This window comes from Bradyrhizobium sp. NBAIM01, assembly GCF_020194115.1.
Taxonomy (GTDB): Bacteria; Pseudomonadota; Alphaproteobacteria; order Rhizobiales; family Xanthobacteraceae; genus Bradyrhizobium; species Bradyrhizobium yuanmingense.
This window is the reverse complement of record NZ_JADYVU010000021.1, coordinates 22,311-36,858: the sequence shown is the minus strand read 5'-3', so window position 1 is coordinate 36,858 and position 14,548 is coordinate 22,311. Positions and strand designations below refer to the sequence as shown.

Below are 14,548 nucleotides of genomic sequence, written 5' to 3'. Positions count from 1 at the left end.
GCCGACCTCACCAAAGATAGAAGAATGCAAAGATGAACACCCACACGAGATCGACGAAGTGCCAGTACAGGCCCGTGATCTCGACGATCTCGTAATTCCCCCTTCGGCTCGTGAAGAAGCCGCGCCTCTCGACGTCGAAGTCGCCACGAAAGACCTTTCGCGCGATGGCGATCAGGAAGATCACACCGAACGTCACATGGGTGCCGTGGAAGCCGGTGATCATGAAGAAGCTCGCACCAAACTGCGGGGCGCCCCATGGATTGCCCCAGGGCCGGACGCCCTCCATGATCAGCTTGGTCCATTCGAAGGCCTGCATTCCGACGAAGGTCGCGCCGAAGGCTGCAGTGACCAGCATCAGGATTGCGGTTCTCACGCGATCGCGGCGGTAGCCGAAATTGACGGCCATCGCCATCGTACCGCTGCTGCTGATCAGCACGAAGGTCATGATGGCGATCAGGATCAGGGGCATGTGGTTGCCCCCGATATCGAGGGCGAAGACTTCGCTGGGATTGGGCCACGGCACGGTCGTCGACATGCGCGCCGTCATGTAGGAGAGCAGGAAGCAACTGAAGATGAAGGTGTCGCTGAGGAGGAAGATCCACATCATGGCCTTGCCCCAGGACACGTTCTTGAAGGCGCGCTGATCGGACGCCCAGTCGGCGGCGATGCCGCGCCAGCCTTCAAGCCGCGCAGGCGATTGGCCCGGATTTGTCAGCACGGTCTCAGCCATCTGGTCTCGCCTCCCTAGCTCAGCAATTGGCGGCAGATGTCGACGAAATCGTCGGTCCAGCCGGTGAGAAGACCGAGCAGGACAAGCCAGACCAACAGCAGGAAGTGCCAGTAGATGGCGCACAGCTCCACGCTCAAGCGCATGCCGGCGATCTCGGCGCCGCGCCACATCTTGGCCGAGGTTCGGCCCAAGGCCACCAGACCGCCCGTCAGATGCAGCCCGTGCACTGCGGTCAACAGGTAGAAGAAGGAATTCGATGGATTGGACGCCACGAAATATCCCGCAGCCCCGAGCCGTTGCCAGGCCAGGAGCTGCCCGGCGAGGAAGATCACGGCAGATGCTCCGCCCGCGAGCAGACCGATCATGACGCCTTCGGTATCGTGTCGGCGCGCGGCCACGTACGACCATTGCAGCGCGACACTGCTCAGGACCAGGACGCCCGTGTTGACCCACAGCAGCCGCGGCACCGGCAGCGGCCGCCAGTCCACCACGCTCATGCGCATCGAGTAGGCGCTGATGAAGAGGATGAACAAGGCGCTCGCGACCGCGAGAAACACGCCAAGTCCGATCTTCGCTGCCGGCCAGGTTATGGCATCGCCGCCGGGGAAGTCACCGGCCGGGCCTTCCTCCAGCCAGGGCTTGGCCGTCAGGCGCTGTTGCGACAGCCACCATCCGGCGATCACCGCAAGCACAGCCAGGAACAGGATGATGGCGCTCACGAAGCAGCTCCCTGAACGAGCTGAGTCGCGCGCGGCGGCTGGTTCTGCGGAATGAAGTCCTCCGCGGCACCGGGCACACTGTAATCATAGGCCCAGCGGTACACGACAGGGAGCTCCTTGCCCCAGTTGCCGTGCGCTGGGGGCGTCTCCGGCGTCTGCCACTCCAGCGTCGTCGCCCGCCACGGATTGCCGCCTGAGGCCTCACCTTTGAACAGGCTCCAGACAAGGTTGAACAGGAACACCATCTGGCTAAAGCCGACGATCAAGGCCACCACGGAGATGAAGGCGTTGAGTGAATGGGCCGAGGACGGGATGAACGTCGTATCCAGGAGTTCGAAATACCGGCGCGGGACCCCGAGCAGTCCAAGATAGTGCATGGGGAAGAAGATCAGGTAGGCGCCGAGGAAGGTGACCCAGAAGTGAAACTTGCCCATGGCCTCGTTCAGCATCCGCCCCGTGACCTTTGGGTACCAATGATAGATCGCGCCGAGCACGACCATGATCGGCGCCACGCCCATCACCATGTGGAAATGGGCGACCACGAACATGGTATCCGAGAGGGGCACGTCCACGACGACGTTGCCGAGGAAGAGGCCGGTGAGCCCGCCGTTCACGAAGGTGACGATGAAGCCGAGGGCGAACAGCATCGGCACCGTGAGATGAATGTCGCCGCGCCACAGGGTCAGCACCCAGTTGTAGACCTTGATCGCGGTGGGGATTGCGATGATGAGCGTCGTGGTGGCGAAGAAGTACCCGAATTGCGGGAACATGCCGCTCACATACATGTGGTGCGCCCATACGATGAAGCTGAGCGCGCCGATGGCTACGATCGCCCAGACCATCATGCGATAACCAAAGATGTTCTTGCGCGCATGCGTGCTGATCAGATCGGAGACGATGCCGAAGGCGGGCAGGGCAACGATGTAGACTTCGGGATGACCGAAAAACCAGAACAGGTGCTGGAAGAGCAACGGGCTGCCGCCGCCATGTTTCGAAAGCGTGCCCATCTCGAGGAGAGCGGGCATGAAGAAGCTGGTTCCCAAGAGACGGTCGAACAGCAGCATGACCGAGGCAACGAACAATGCAGGGAACGCGAGGAGCGCCATAACGGTCGCCGTGAAAATGCCCCACACCGTCAGGGGCAGGCGCATCAAGGTCATGCCGCGCGTGCGCGCCTGCAACACAGTGACCACATAGTTCAGCCCGCCCATGGTGAAGCCGATGATGAACAGGATCAGGGACGCGAGCATGAGAAGGATGCCCCAATCCTGCCCGGGCGTTCCTGAAAGGATTGCTTGCGGCGGGTACAGCGTCCAACCGGCGCCGGTGGGGCCGCCGGGCACGAAGAATGTCGAGGCAAGCACCAGGACTGCGAGCAGGTAGATCCAGTAGCTCAGCATGTTCACATAGGGGAAGACCATGTCCCTGGCGCCGACCATCAGCGGGATCAGGTAGTTGCCGAAGCCGCCCAGGAACAATGCGGTGAGCAGGTAAATCACCATGATCATGCCGTGCATGGTGATGAACTGGAGGTACTGGTTGGCATCGATGAAAGAGAACGTGCCGGGGAATCCCAGTTGCAGCCGCATCAGCCACGACAGCACCAGGGCCACCAGCCCGATGGCCGTGGCCGTCAGCGAATACTGAATGGCGATCACCTTGGCGTCCTGCGAGAACACATATCGTGTCCACCAGCTCCGCGGATGATAGAGCTCGACGTCAGGTACTTCGGCAGGCGGGATGCCGGGGATCCCTTCATATGGAACATCGACCATAGAACCTCCTCGGTCGTTCCATCGGGGGGAGGCGCTGGCCTCTTGCGCCCGATCTATCTTCGGCGGCAGCTTGCTACTTGCTGCCGGATTGATACGTCGTCTTCACGACGGCTTTTGCCGGCGATAATTCTGCGAACGTTTTTTGTTGCTCCAGCCAAGCGTGATATTCACGCTCTTCGTCGACGATGACCTTGGCCCGCATTTGATAGTGAGCAGTGCCACAAAGCTCCGCACAGAGGACATCGAAGGTTCCGGTTCGGATCGGCGTGATCCAGAAATAGGTCACCATGCCTGGAACCATGTCCATCTTGGCCCGGAATTCGGGCACGTAGAAATCGTGCAGGACATCGACCGAGCGGAGGAGAACCTTGACCGGCTTTCCGACTTGAAGGTGCAGGTCGCCGCTCTCGATCACGACATCGTCCTGCGCGTGCCGGTCGTCACGATTGAGCCCCATCGGATTGTCGGAAGCGATGTTGCGGACATCGGATGTGCCCAACTGCCCATCCTTGCCCGGAAGGCGGAAGCTCCACTGCCATTGCTGGCCCATGACCTCGAGCTCGGTGGCATCCGCAGGCACCGTCACGAACTGGTGCCAGACCACGAGGCCAGGCGCCAGCATGGCCGCGACGCCGACGCCGGTCCCGACGCTCAGCCACCATTCGAGCCTTTTGTTTTCCGGATTGTAGTCAGCCCTTCTTCCCTCTCTGTGGCGAAAGCGGAAGACGCAGTAAGCCATGAAGGCGATCACGGCGACGAAAACAAAGCCCGTGATCCAGAACGTGATGTTGATGGTGTGGTCGATATAGGCCCAGTTCGTGGCGATCGGCGTCCACCACCACGGGCTGTAGATGTGAAACAGCACCGAGCCGATCGCGACCAGAAGCAGTATCAGTGCGACAGCCATCCTGATCCATCCTTGCCATCGAAGGCTACGGATACGAATCCCGGGCGGAGCTCATGTCTGTCGCGATGGCTGGCCTTTCTTGGCATATGCCATCGCCGGCCTCTTGCTTCGCCCAGTCCACCGATCGCGAAATCAAGAGAACGCTCGCGACCTTCAACTCTAAGGGCGTCTGCGTCTAAAATGATCCCAGCCTAATCCGGCGTCAATAGAGCAATAGAGGTGCCCGAATTGGTGTGATTGCCGGTGCTGGCAAACCGTCAAGCATCCGGTGCCCATTGTTCGGTTTGGGTGATGCAACGCACAAATCCGTGCTGGTGCGCAATTCACCCAACCGTGAGTGCAGTCGTGCTCCGCGCGCGCTAAGCTTGCCGGGCAGGTCGCGACGGGTTCCGTCCGGCCAGGCTCGGTTACTGAACCTGGGTTGCCGTACCAGACCCATCGCGTTTCCTGCTCGTCAGGCGGACACGCGTGGCTGAAGAGCGCGTGTTGTCGAAAACCGCGATTTTCAGCACGGGAGGGTCCGTACATGGCCACTCTGTACTCCCACGACATCAGGCGGCGCGCATTCGGCGAAGCGACCTCCTATCCCATTCGCAAGATAAGCTTGTCCGACCTGACCGAGGTCCTGCGCCTGGGTTGGGGTGATTTCCAGGCGATGCCGAGTCACGCTATCGTCGTGTGCCTGATTTATCCCGTTCTCGGTCTCGTCCTGTTCAGGATGGTGCTCGGCTATTCGGTGCTGCCGCTACTGTTTCCGCTGGCCGCCGGCTTTGCCTTGATCGGTCCTTTTGCCGCGATCGGTCTCTACGAACTCAGCCGTCGTCGCGAGCGCGGCGAAGAGGTCGAAGCATGGGATGCGATCAAGGTGCTGCGCGCACCGTCGTTCGGCGCCATGGTCGAACTCGGCGTGCTCCTGCTGGTCCTGTTCGGGGCCTGGATCGGTGCCGCGAACGCAATCTATGTCGCGATCTTCGGTCACGCTGCGGCCGCAAGCATACCCGACTTCGCAACGCGCGTGCTGACGACACCCGAAGGCTGGTCGCTCATCATCATCGGTTGCGGTGTCGGCTTCCTGTTTGCGGTTGTGGCATTGTGCGTTAGCGTCGTGTCATTTCCGTTGATGCTGGACCGTCATGCGACGGCGATCGACGCGATCCGCACGTCGCTCCGAGCGGTGGCGGCGAATCCGGTTGCGATGGCCGGATGGGGCCTCATCGTGGCGGCTCTGCTCGTGATCGGCTCGCTGCCGCTCTTCGTCGGTCTCGCCGTCGTTCTGCCGGTGCTCGGTCATGCCACCTGGCACCTCTATCGGCGGGTGGTCGAGCCCAATCCGAACCCACCGGACGCACCGCTTCCGCCCCGGAAGGGCAGGCGCTACGCAGCAGACTTTCCGGCCAATCTCTTCCCGTGGAGCCGCGAGGGCGAGCCGTAACAGCGGAACGGCCGCGCTGGGACGCCTGCGCGGAGCATGACAGAGCGACGGCCTACTTCTGCTGCTGCGGCAGGAAGGTGGGGCCGACCGAGCGGATCGGCTTGTTCTCCGACGCGGGGCTCGCGTCCGCGGGTGGCGTGGCGACCGGTGCGGCAGCAGTTGCTGGCGCAGGAGCCGCGCCTTTCTTGGCATTGGCAGGCTGCGGCGCGCCCTTGTTGAGCCGTTGCTGCTGCATCTTCCTGGCGCTTTCCTCGGTGACGATGATGTCGCCCTGCTGCTCGGCCGCGGCCTTGTCGTCGGCCGATTTCAGCGCATCCGCCCAGGTCTGTCCCGCCGCCTTGCAGGAGCAAGACGGGTTGAACTCGCTGCGGAATTTGAATGCGGTCGGCAGCGCCGTGTAGGGCTGGCCGCCGATCGAGACCGCTGCGTTCATGTCCTCGCCGGGATTGCGATGGCTGTAGAGCACGGCTTCCGCGGCCGGGCACAGCGCCTTGCAGGTTCTCTCGTCGTCGGCGAAACGCGCCGGCACGGTGGCAAAGGAGATCGGGAAATAAGCGCCGTCGCAGGTGCGCACGCAGACGGTGCGGAAGGTGCCGGATTGCGGGCCGAGATCGGAGGGCGGCATGGCCTGCGGATTGTTCGGGTTGTTGCCGCCGAACAGATTGCTGAGGAAGTTGCCGCCGCCCTGCTGCTGCACGGCATTGGCATATTGCGGGCCGCAATTGTTCTGCGCCAGCGCCATCAGCACCGAGCGGCGCTGGTTGTCGCGCTCCGGGTTGGCGCCGGGACCGCCGCGCAGCCGCTCCAGACTGCCGGTGATCTGGTCCAGATTGGCGCGCATCTGCTGGATCTGGGTGTTGACCGGGCCGCACTGCGCCGACTGGCCGTTGAACAGCGAGAAGAAGCCGGAGGAATCACAGCCCATGCGCTTGGCCTGCATGGTGACACGGTCGAGCTCGGCCTGCTGCTTGGCCTGGGAATCCTGGTAGCGGCGGATCTGCTCTTCGCGCGCGGCATCACCTCCGCCGCGATCGAGCGCGGCGAGTTGGGCTTCCAGCCGCACGCACATCGGGTTCGGTCCGAGCCCGTTCTGGCCGGGCTGGGGCGGCGGGCCGGCCTGCGCCAAAGCGCCATCGGCGAGCACGAGTGTGCCGAGGAGCACGGTGCAGGCAAGGAGGGAGCGGGCACGGAGGAGAGAGAAGAATTCAGGCATATCCGCCATTCTAGCGAGGTCACGGCCCAGCGTGATCATCCAAGTGAGGTGGGGGCCGAAGCGCGCCCTCCAATAGCCGCTTCCCGCGGCATCGTCACGTCGTTTCAGGGGCCGAACTGGTCCTAAGGTCCGCCAGCTCCGAGGGAATTCAGCGCTGGCAGGTGATTGCGACATATTCGTCGCAATGGCCATGGGAGCAGTTTGTGCCGGTTTTGGGGACGGAGCCGGTAATTTCGTCGGGATCGATCCGGCGATAGCCTGATGCCTTTGCAAAATCTCGTGACTGACAATAGGTGCGCGCGGCGGAGGCGCCGCATGTGTCGCCCTTGGTGTCGTTCTTGGCCAGGCACTGGTCGGCGATGATGAAGACGCGGGTCTCGGCGCACGCCTGAGGTGCTGCAAGGAGCGAGGCGCTGAAAATGAGCGCGAGCAGGGATCGCATGAAAATACCGGGGGCAAAAAATTAGGGAACCGCGGGTTCCAGAATGGGCTCAAATGGTTAGGGGATCATGAACCCTCCGGGCGGGCCGCGCCCCGTGCGGAGGTAAAAACGGCATTTTCGCGGCCCTTGACGCCGGGGCCCGTGGTGGCCCATATGTGGCCGCATGAACGGTCTCCTCGCCATTTGCGCCATTTGCCGCGAGATTACGAGCTAGCGATTCGCTGGCTGGAGCCGTCTTTTCTCAAACACATTGAGAGCCTTGGACGCCCGGCCGAGAGGGATGGGTTGTCATGGAATTGCGTCTTTACGATACGCTGAGCCGGGAAAAGCGCACCTTCGTGCCGCTCGATCCGAACAACGTCCGCATGTATGTCTGCGGACCGACGGTCTATGACTTCGCCCATATCGGCAATGCGCGGCCGGTGATCGTGTTCGACGTGCTGTTTCGGCTGCTGCGCCACATCTACGGCGAGGCGCACGTCAAATATGTCCGCAACATCACCGACGTCGACGACAAGATCAACGACCGCGCCGCGCGCGACTTTCCCGGCCTGCCGCTGAACGAGGCCATTCGCAAGGTGACCGAGCAGACCGGCAAGCAGTTCCATGCCGACGTCGATGCGCTCGGCGCGCTTCGGCCGAGCGTCGAGCCGCGCGCCACCGAGCATATCGGCGAGATGCGCGAGATCATCGAGAAGCTGGTCGCCGGCGGCTTTGCCTATGTCGCCGAGGACCACGTGCTGTTCTCGCCGCAGGCGATGAACGCGGCCAATTCCGCGCTGCCGCGCTATGGCGCGCTGTCGAAGCGCTCGCTCGACGAGATGATCGCCGGCGCGCGGGTCGATGTTGCGCCCTACAAGCGCGATGCGACCGACTTCGTGCTGTGGAAGCCGTCGAAGCCGGGCGAGCCGTCCTGGCCGTCGCCATCCGGCATCAAGGCGGAGGGGCGTCCGGGCTGGCACATCGAGTGCTCAGCGATGGCCTGGAAGCATCTCGGCGAGCATTTCGACATCCATGGCGGCGGCATCGATCTCGTGTTTCCGCACCACGAGAACGAGGTCGCGCAGACCTGCTGCGCCTTCCATCGCGAGCGCATGGCGAATTATTGGATGCACAACGGCTTCTTGCAGGTCGAGAGCGAGAAGATGTCGAAGAGCCTCGGCAACTTCATCACGATCCACGAGCTGCTCAGGGATTGGCCGGGTGAGGTGCTGCGCCTCAACATGCTCAAGACGCATTACCGCTCGCCGATCGACTGGACCATGAAGTCGCTGGAGGAGAGCGCCAAGACGCTCGACGACTGGTATCGCGTCGCGGCCGATGTCGTGTCCGGCGAGCCGGCTCCGTCGGTGGTCGAACCGCTGCTCGACGACCTCAACACGCCGCAGGCGATCGCGGCGCTGCACGGCCTCCGCGGCAACGATATCGCAGGTCTTGCGGGCTCGTTGCGGCTGCTCGGATTCCTCTCCGAGAGCGCGGCGCAGTGGGAAGGGCGCAAGCAGCAGGCGAGCGGGATCGACGCCAAGGAGGTCGAGCGCCTGCTCGCGGAGCGAACAGCTGCGCGTGGCCGCAACGACTTTGGCGAGTCCGACCGCATTCGCGATCTGCTCGCTGCGATGGGCGTCGTGATCAAGGACTCCAAGGAAGGCACCACCTGGGAGATCGCCCGATGAAGCGCCCCGAGACGCCGTTTCCGCGGCACTGGCTCTATTACATCGCGCTGAAAATCGCGCTGCTCGCCGGCGCGGTGGCGATCGTGCTCAAGCTTTATGGGATGTGGTAAGGACGATGGGACAGACTTTGCCAAAGCCCGCACTGAGGCCCTTCCTGCCGGCGGATGTGCCGATGCTCGCCGCGATCTTCGCCGCCAGCATCGAGGAGTTGACCGGCGACGATTATAGCGAGGCGCAGCAGGAAGCCTGGATGGCGGCGGCCGAGGACGAGGAGTTCGGCAAGCGGCTTGCGTCCGACCTGACGCTGATCGCGACGCTGGAAGGCTCGCCTGTCGGCTTCGCCTCGCTGCGCGGCAATGATCACATCCGCATGCTCTATGTGCATCCGGCCGTGGCCGGGCAGGGCATCGCGACCATGCTGGTCGACGCGCTGGAGAAGCTCGCCGGCGGCCGCGGCGCCAAGAGCCTCTCGGTCGACGCCAGCGATACCGCGGAGGGCTTCTTCGCCAAGCGCGGCTACACCGCCCAGCAGCGCAACAGCGTCACCATCAACGACGAGTGGCTCGCCAACACCACCATGAAGAAGACGCTCGGAGCGGGGCAATGAGCAAGCAGCGTCTCTATCTGTTCGACACCACGCTGCGCGATGGGGCGCAGACCAATGGCGTCGACTTCACGCTGGCCGACAAGCAGGTCATCGCGGCGATGCTCGATGATCTCGGCATCGACTATGTCGAGGGCGGCTATCCCGGCGCCAATCCGCTCGATACGGAGTTCTTTGGCTCCAAGCCCAAGCTCAATCATGCGCGCTTCACCGCCTTCGGCATGACGCGGCGGGCGGGCCGCTCGGTGTCCAACGATCCTGGGGTCGCGGGCCTTTTGGAAGCGAAGGCGGACGCGATCTGCTTCGTGGCGAAGGCGTCGGCCTATCAGGTCCGCGTCGCGCTGGAGACCACGAAGGGAGAAAACCTCGCCTCGATCCGCGACAGCGTCGCGGCGGCGAAGGCGGCCGGCCGCGAGGTGATGCTCGATTGCGAGCATTTCTTCGACGGCTACAAGGAAGACGCCGCCTTCGCGCTCGCCTGCGCCAAGGCCGCCTTCGATGCCGGTGCGCGTTGGGTGGTGCTGTGCGACACCAACGGCGGCACCATGCCCGATGAGGTCGAGGCCATCGTCAGAGACGTGACCAGGCACATCCCCGGCGATCACGTCGGCATCCACGCCCATAACGACACCGAGCAGGCGGTGGCCAATTCGCTCGCCGCGGTGCGTGCCGGCGCGCGGCAGATCCAGGGCACGCTGAACGGCCTCGGCGAGCGCTGCGGCAATGCCAATCTCTGCTCGCTGATCCCGACGCTGAAGCTGAAGACGGGGTTTGCCGACGCTTTCGAGATCGGCGTCACCACCGAGAAGCTGGCGACGCTCGTCAAGGTGTCGCGCACGCTCGACGACATGCTGAACCGCGTGCCGAACCGGCATGCTCCTTACGTCGGCGAGAGCGCCTTCGTCACCAAGACCGGCATCCATGCCTCCGCCGTGCTGAAGGATCCGCAGACCTACGAGCATGTGTTGCCGGAGCTGGTCGGCAATCACCGCAAGGTGCTGGTGTCCGACCAGGCCGGGCGCTCCAACGTCATCGCCGAGCTCGACCGCGCCGGTATCCCCTACGAGAAGAGCGATTCGAAGCTGACGCGTCTCGTCGAGGAATTGAAGGAGCGCGAGGCGGCCGGCTATGCCTATGAATCCGCCAACGCCTCGTTCGAGCTCCTGGCGCGCCGCACGCTCGGCAAGGTGCCGCATTATTTCGAGGTCGAGCAGTTCGACGTCAACGTCGAGCAGCGCTACAACGCGCTCGGCGAACGCGTCACGGTGGCGCTCGCGGTGGTCAAGGTCGACGTCGCCGGCGAGCATCTGATCTCGGCGGCCGAAGGCAACGGTCCCGTCAACGCGCTCGACGTCGCCCTGCGCAAGGACCTCGGCAAGTACCAGAAGTTCATCGAGGGCCTGACACTGATCGACTATCGCGTCCGTATCCTCAATGGCGGCACCGGCGCGGTCACGCGCGTGCTGATCGAGAGCGAGGACGAGAACGGCGATCGTTGGACCACCGTCGGCGTGTCCCCGAACATCATCGATGCCTCGTTCCAGGCGCTAATGGATTCGGTAATCTACAAGCTCGTGAAGTCGGACGCGCCGGCGTAACCCCCACGACGACTGTCATTCCCCGCGAAGGCGGGGAATCCAGTACGCTGCGGCCCATCGATTTATCTACTGCTGTCACGGAGTACTGGATCGCCCGGTCAAGCCGGGCGATGACACCGAGGATGGGGAAAGGGCACGGCCATGATCGACCACATCTCCGTCGGCGTCAGCGATCTCGATCGCGCCGCAAAGTTCTACGAGGCGACGCTCGCCGCACTCGGCCTCGCGCGCCTCGTCACGCGGCCGCGGACGATCGGGTTTGGCAAGGCCTATCCGGAGTTCTGGATCAATCTGCGCGAGGGCATGCCGCGTGTCGCGCCGGAGAGCGGCGTGCACATCTGCCTGCGGGCGAAAACCGCAGCCGAGGTCGATGCGTTTCACGCAGCTGCGCTGTCCGCTGGCGGCGCCTCCGACGGCGCACCGGGCCTCCGCCCGCACGATCGCGTGCGCTACTACGCCGCCTTCGTCACCGATCCCGACGGCAACCGGATCGAGGCGGTGACGTTTCCGCAGGAATAGGGACGGTCTAAAGCGCGATGCGATTAGGATGGATCGTCATCGCGCTTTAGGTTGTTGTTTGAGCATGATCTTTTCGGAAAACCGCTTCACACTTTTTCCGGATCATGCTTTAGAGCCGCCGGGCCACGTCGGGCGCGAGATCGCGCTGGTCGTCAGGGATCTGCGCCGCCGCGGCGCGCAGCCGTGGGATGATCTCCTCGACCTTGTCCGCCTTCAGGATATCGACGGTGAGGCCGGCGCGGATGAACTGGGTCTGCCGCATGTGGGCCACCAGGGAGAACAGCGGCTCCCAGAAGCCGTCGACATTGGCGAGCAGCACGGGCTTGGCGTGACGGCCGAGTTGCTGCCAGGTCAGCTGCTCCACCAGCTCCTCCAGCGTGCCGAGCCCGCCGGGCAGGGCCACGAAGGCGTCGGAGCGCTCGAACATCAGCCGCTTGCGCTCGTGCATGTCGGGCGTGACGACCATCTCCTGCACGCGCGTCAGCGCATTCTCGCGCATCCGGAGGAAGTCGGGGATGATGCCGGTGACCATGCCGCCGTGATCCAGCACGGAGGTCGCAACCGCGCCCATCAGGCCGAGCGAGCCGCCGCCATAAACAAGACGGATCTTGTTTTCCGCCAACGCTCTGCCGAGCGCCTTCGCCGCTTCAATGAAGTTGGGATTTGTTCCAGGGCCGGAGCCGCAATAGACACAGACGGTTTTGATCGTGCTCATTGGTGCCATGATGCATTGCAGCGAAGTGGCGTCAAGCCCAAACGGTGATTCGATACGTCCGGGAATTTACCGGTAAATCGCGACAAACAATCGAAGATTCGCCATCTGGCGGGGTGCACGGGCATCGGGAAGGCTCTATATGACGGGCGAAAATCGTTAATCGCAGTTGCGCCCGCACCCGGCGGGCTTCGGGTTTGTTGATGGACCAACCTCAATCGTTCGACGGCGCCGACGTTCCTGATCCTTCCGTGGCAGGACCGCAGGCCGGGGCCACGCTGATGGGCACGCTGGCACATCTGTGGCCCTACATCTGGCCCGGCGACCGTTCCGACCTGAAGATGAGGGTGGTCTGGTCGCTGGTGCTGCTGCTCGCCGCCAAGCTGATCACGCTCACCGTGCCGTTCAGCTTCAAATGGGCGACGGATGCGCTGACCGGCGCCAACACCGCGCCGGTCGCGGCCGACAATTGGCATCTCTGGGTGATCGCCTCGCCCTTGCTGCTGACCGCGAGCTACGGCGTGATGCGCATCTTGATGGCGGTGCTGACGCAATGGCGCGACGGCATCTTCGCCCGCGTCGCCATGCATGCGGTGCGCAAGCTCGCGACCCTCACCTTCATCCACATGCACGAGCTGTCGCTGCGCTTTCACCTCGAGCGCAAGACCGGTGGCCTCACGCGCGTGCTCGAGCGCGGCCGCGAGGGCATCGAGGTCATCGTGCGCATGGTGATCCTGCAGCTGATCCCGACCATCGTCGAGGTCTCGCTGCTGCTGGCGGTGCTGCTCTGGCAATTCGACTGGCGCTACGTGGTCGCGACCCTGATCACGGTCACGCTCTACATGTACTACACCTACGTCGCGACCGAGTGGCGGATCGGCATCCGCCGCAAGATGAACGATTCCGACACCGAGGCGAACACCAAGGCGATCGACTCGCTGCTCAACTACGAGACGGTGAAGTATTTCAGTGCCGAGGCACGCGAGGCGCAGCGCTACGACAGGTCGGTCGAGCGCTACGAGGAGGCGAGCGTCCGCACCTACACCTCGCTCGCGGTGCTCAACACAGGCCAGGCGGTGATCTTCACGCTGGGCCTGACCGCGACCATGCTGATGTGCGCGATCGGCGTGCGCAACGGCACCAACACGGTCGGCGATTTCGTGCTGGTCAACGCCATGATGATCCAGCTCTACCAGCCGCTGAACTTCATGGGCATGGTCTATCGCGAGATCAAGCAGGCGATCATCGACATCGAGAAGATGTTCGGCGTGCTCAGCCGCGAGGCCGAGATCAAGGACGCGCCTGGCGCGAAGCCGCTGGTCATCTCCGCCGGCACGGTGCGCTTCGAGGACGTGCGCTTTGCCTATGAGCCGGCGCGCCCCATCCTCAAGGGCATCAGCTTCGAAGTGCCGGCCGGCAAGACGGTTGCCATCGTCGGCCCCTCTGGCGCCGGCAAATCGACCATCTCGCGGCTTCTGTTTCGCCTCTATGATGTCTCCGGCGGCAGGATCCTGATCGACGGCCAGGACATCCGCGAGGTCACGCAGGCCAGCCTGCGCGCATCGATCGGCATGGTGCCGCAGGATACCGTGCTGTTCAACGACACCATCCGCTACAACATCCGCTACGGCCGCTGGGACGCGACCGATGCCGAGGTCGAGGAGGCGGCGCGGCTGGCGCAGATCGACCACTTCATCCGCATGGCGCCGAAGGGCTACGAGACCCAGGTTGGCGAGCGCGGCCTGAAGCTGTCGGGCGGCGAGAAGCAGCGGGTCGCGATCGCGCGCACGGTGCTCAAGGCGCCGCCGATCCTGGTGCTCGACGAGGCGACCTCGGCGCTCGACACCCATACGGAGCACGAGATCCAGGGGGCGCTCGACCGCGTGGCGAAGAACCGCACCTCCCTGGTGATCGCGCATCGGCTTTCCACCATCGTCGGCGCCGACGAGATCATCGTGCTGAACCAGGGCCGCATCGCCGAGCGCGGCACTCACGCGAGCCTGCTCGCGCAGGGCGGGCTCTATGCCAGCATGTGGAACAGGCAGCGCGAGGCCGAGGAGGCCCGCGAGAAGCTGGCCAAGATGGCCGACACCAATGCCGCGCCTAACCGGGAGCCGCCGCCGGTCGATGATAGCCTGACGACGCCCGCGGCGGCGGAGTGACCTTGTCTCCGGTCCCAAGTCTGGCCTAAACAAAGTCTGGCCTAAACAAGCCCGCGCGACGA

13 protein-coding genes are annotated in these 14,548 nt (G+C 63.8%); 6 read left to right on the top strand and 7 right to left on the bottom strand.

Annotation, left to right across the window (positions count from 1 at the left end):
* Positions 1-7 precede the first annotated feature (7 nt).
* The 4 genes from I6F31_RS34115 to I6F31_RS34100 all read right to left on the bottom strand — a co-directional run bounded on the left by I6F31_RS34115 (position 8) and on the right by I6F31_RS34100 (position 4,131).
* Positions 8-730 carry a heme-copper oxidase subunit III family protein gene (locus I6F31_RS34115; RefSeq protein WP_036001504.1) on the bottom strand — a complete coding sequence of 241 codons (723 nt, stop codon included), beginning with the start codon at positions 728-730 and terminating at the stop codon, positions 8-10.
* A 14-nt stretch (positions 731-744) separates the two neighbouring features.
* The gene (locus tag I6F31_RS34110; RefSeq protein ID WP_036001502.1) at positions 745-1,449 is read right to left on the bottom strand and encodes a cytochrome c oxidase subunit 3; all 705 of its coding nucleotides are present in this window, start codon (positions 1,447-1,449) and stop codon (positions 745-747) included.
* Positions 1,446-3,224, bottom strand: coding sequence for a cbb3-type cytochrome c oxidase subunit I (locus I6F31_RS34105; RefSeq protein ID WP_036001499.1), 1,779 nt, complete (start codon positions 3,222-3,224; stop codon positions 1,446-1,448). The genes I6F31_RS34110 and I6F31_RS34105 overlap by 4 nt, the downstream gene beginning before the upstream one ends.
* 73 nt (positions 3,225-3,297) lie before the next feature.
* A complete protein-coding gene (locus tag I6F31_RS34100; protein ID WP_109144140.1) occupies positions 3,298-4,131 on the bottom strand; it encodes a cytochrome c oxidase subunit II in 834 nt (277 codons plus the stop codon).
* Positions 4,132-4,657: 526 nt separating this feature from the next.
* Between I6F31_RS34100 and I6F31_RS34095 the strand changes: the two genes are divergently transcribed.
* Complete coding sequence (locus I6F31_RS34095; RefSeq protein ID WP_036001493.1) at positions 4,658-5,563, top strand: DUF2189 domain-containing protein; 906 nt, start codon at positions 4,658-4,660, stop codon at positions 5,561-5,563.
* 52 nt (positions 5,564-5,615) lie between these two features.
* Here the strand turns inward: I6F31_RS34095 and I6F31_RS34090 are convergent, their stop codons facing one another.
* Both I6F31_RS34090 and I6F31_RS34085 read right to left on the bottom strand, forming a co-directional pair.
* Positions 5,616-6,785, bottom strand: coding sequence for a DUF2865 domain-containing protein (locus I6F31_RS34090; protein ID WP_225186874.1), 1,170 nt, complete (start codon positions 6,783-6,785; stop codon positions 5,616-5,618).
* Between the two features lie 139 nt (positions 6,786-6,924).
* The gene (locus tag I6F31_RS34085; RefSeq protein WP_225186873.1) at positions 6,925-7,218 is read right to left on the bottom strand and encodes a hypothetical protein; all 294 of its coding nucleotides are present in this window, start codon (positions 7,216-7,218) and stop codon (positions 6,925-6,927) included.
* 290 nt (positions 7,219-7,508) lie between these two features.
* Between I6F31_RS34085 and cysS the strand changes: the two genes are divergently transcribed.
* The 4 genes from cysS (at position 7,509) to I6F31_RS34065 (ending at position 11,612) form a co-directional block, all read left to right on the top strand.
* The gene (cysS, locus tag I6F31_RS34080; protein ID WP_225186872.1) at positions 7,509-8,891 is read left to right on the top strand and encodes a cysteine--tRNA ligase; all 1,383 of its coding nucleotides are present in this window, start codon (positions 7,509-7,511) and stop codon (positions 8,889-8,891) included.
* A gap of 115 nt (positions 8,892-9,006) precedes the next feature.
* Positions 9,007-9,498 (top strand): GNAT family N-acetyltransferase, encoded by a 492-nt coding sequence (locus I6F31_RS34075; protein ID WP_036001471.1) that lies wholly within the window; start codon positions 9,007-9,009, stop codon positions 9,496-9,498.
* The gene (cimA, locus tag I6F31_RS34070) at positions 9,495-11,093 is read left to right on the top strand and encodes a citramalate synthase (protein WP_036001469.1); all 1,599 of its coding nucleotides are present in this window, start codon (positions 9,495-9,497) and stop codon (positions 11,091-11,093) included. The genes I6F31_RS34075 and cimA overlap by 4 nt, the downstream gene beginning before the upstream one ends.
* 141 nt (positions 11,094-11,234) lie before the next feature.
* Positions 11,235-11,612 (top strand): VOC family protein, encoded by a 378-nt coding sequence (locus I6F31_RS34065; protein WP_036001466.1) that lies wholly within the window; start codon positions 11,235-11,237, stop codon positions 11,610-11,612.
* A gap of 109 nt (positions 11,613-11,721) precedes the next feature.
* Here I6F31_RS34065 and I6F31_RS34060 read toward each other — a convergent pair whose 3' ends face one another.
* Positions 11,722-12,327, bottom strand: coding sequence for a TIGR00730 family Rossman fold protein (locus I6F31_RS34060; protein ID WP_036001463.1), 606 nt, complete (start codon positions 12,325-12,327; stop codon positions 11,722-11,724).
* 200 nt (positions 12,328-12,527) lie between these two features.
* Between I6F31_RS34060 and I6F31_RS34055 the strand changes: the two genes are divergently transcribed.
* Positions 12,528-14,486 (top strand): ABC transporter ATP-binding protein/permease, encoded by a 1,959-nt coding sequence (locus I6F31_RS34055; RefSeq protein ID WP_036001459.1) that lies wholly within the window; start codon positions 12,528-12,530, stop codon positions 14,484-14,486.
* Positions 14,487-14,548 lie beyond the last annotated feature (62 nt).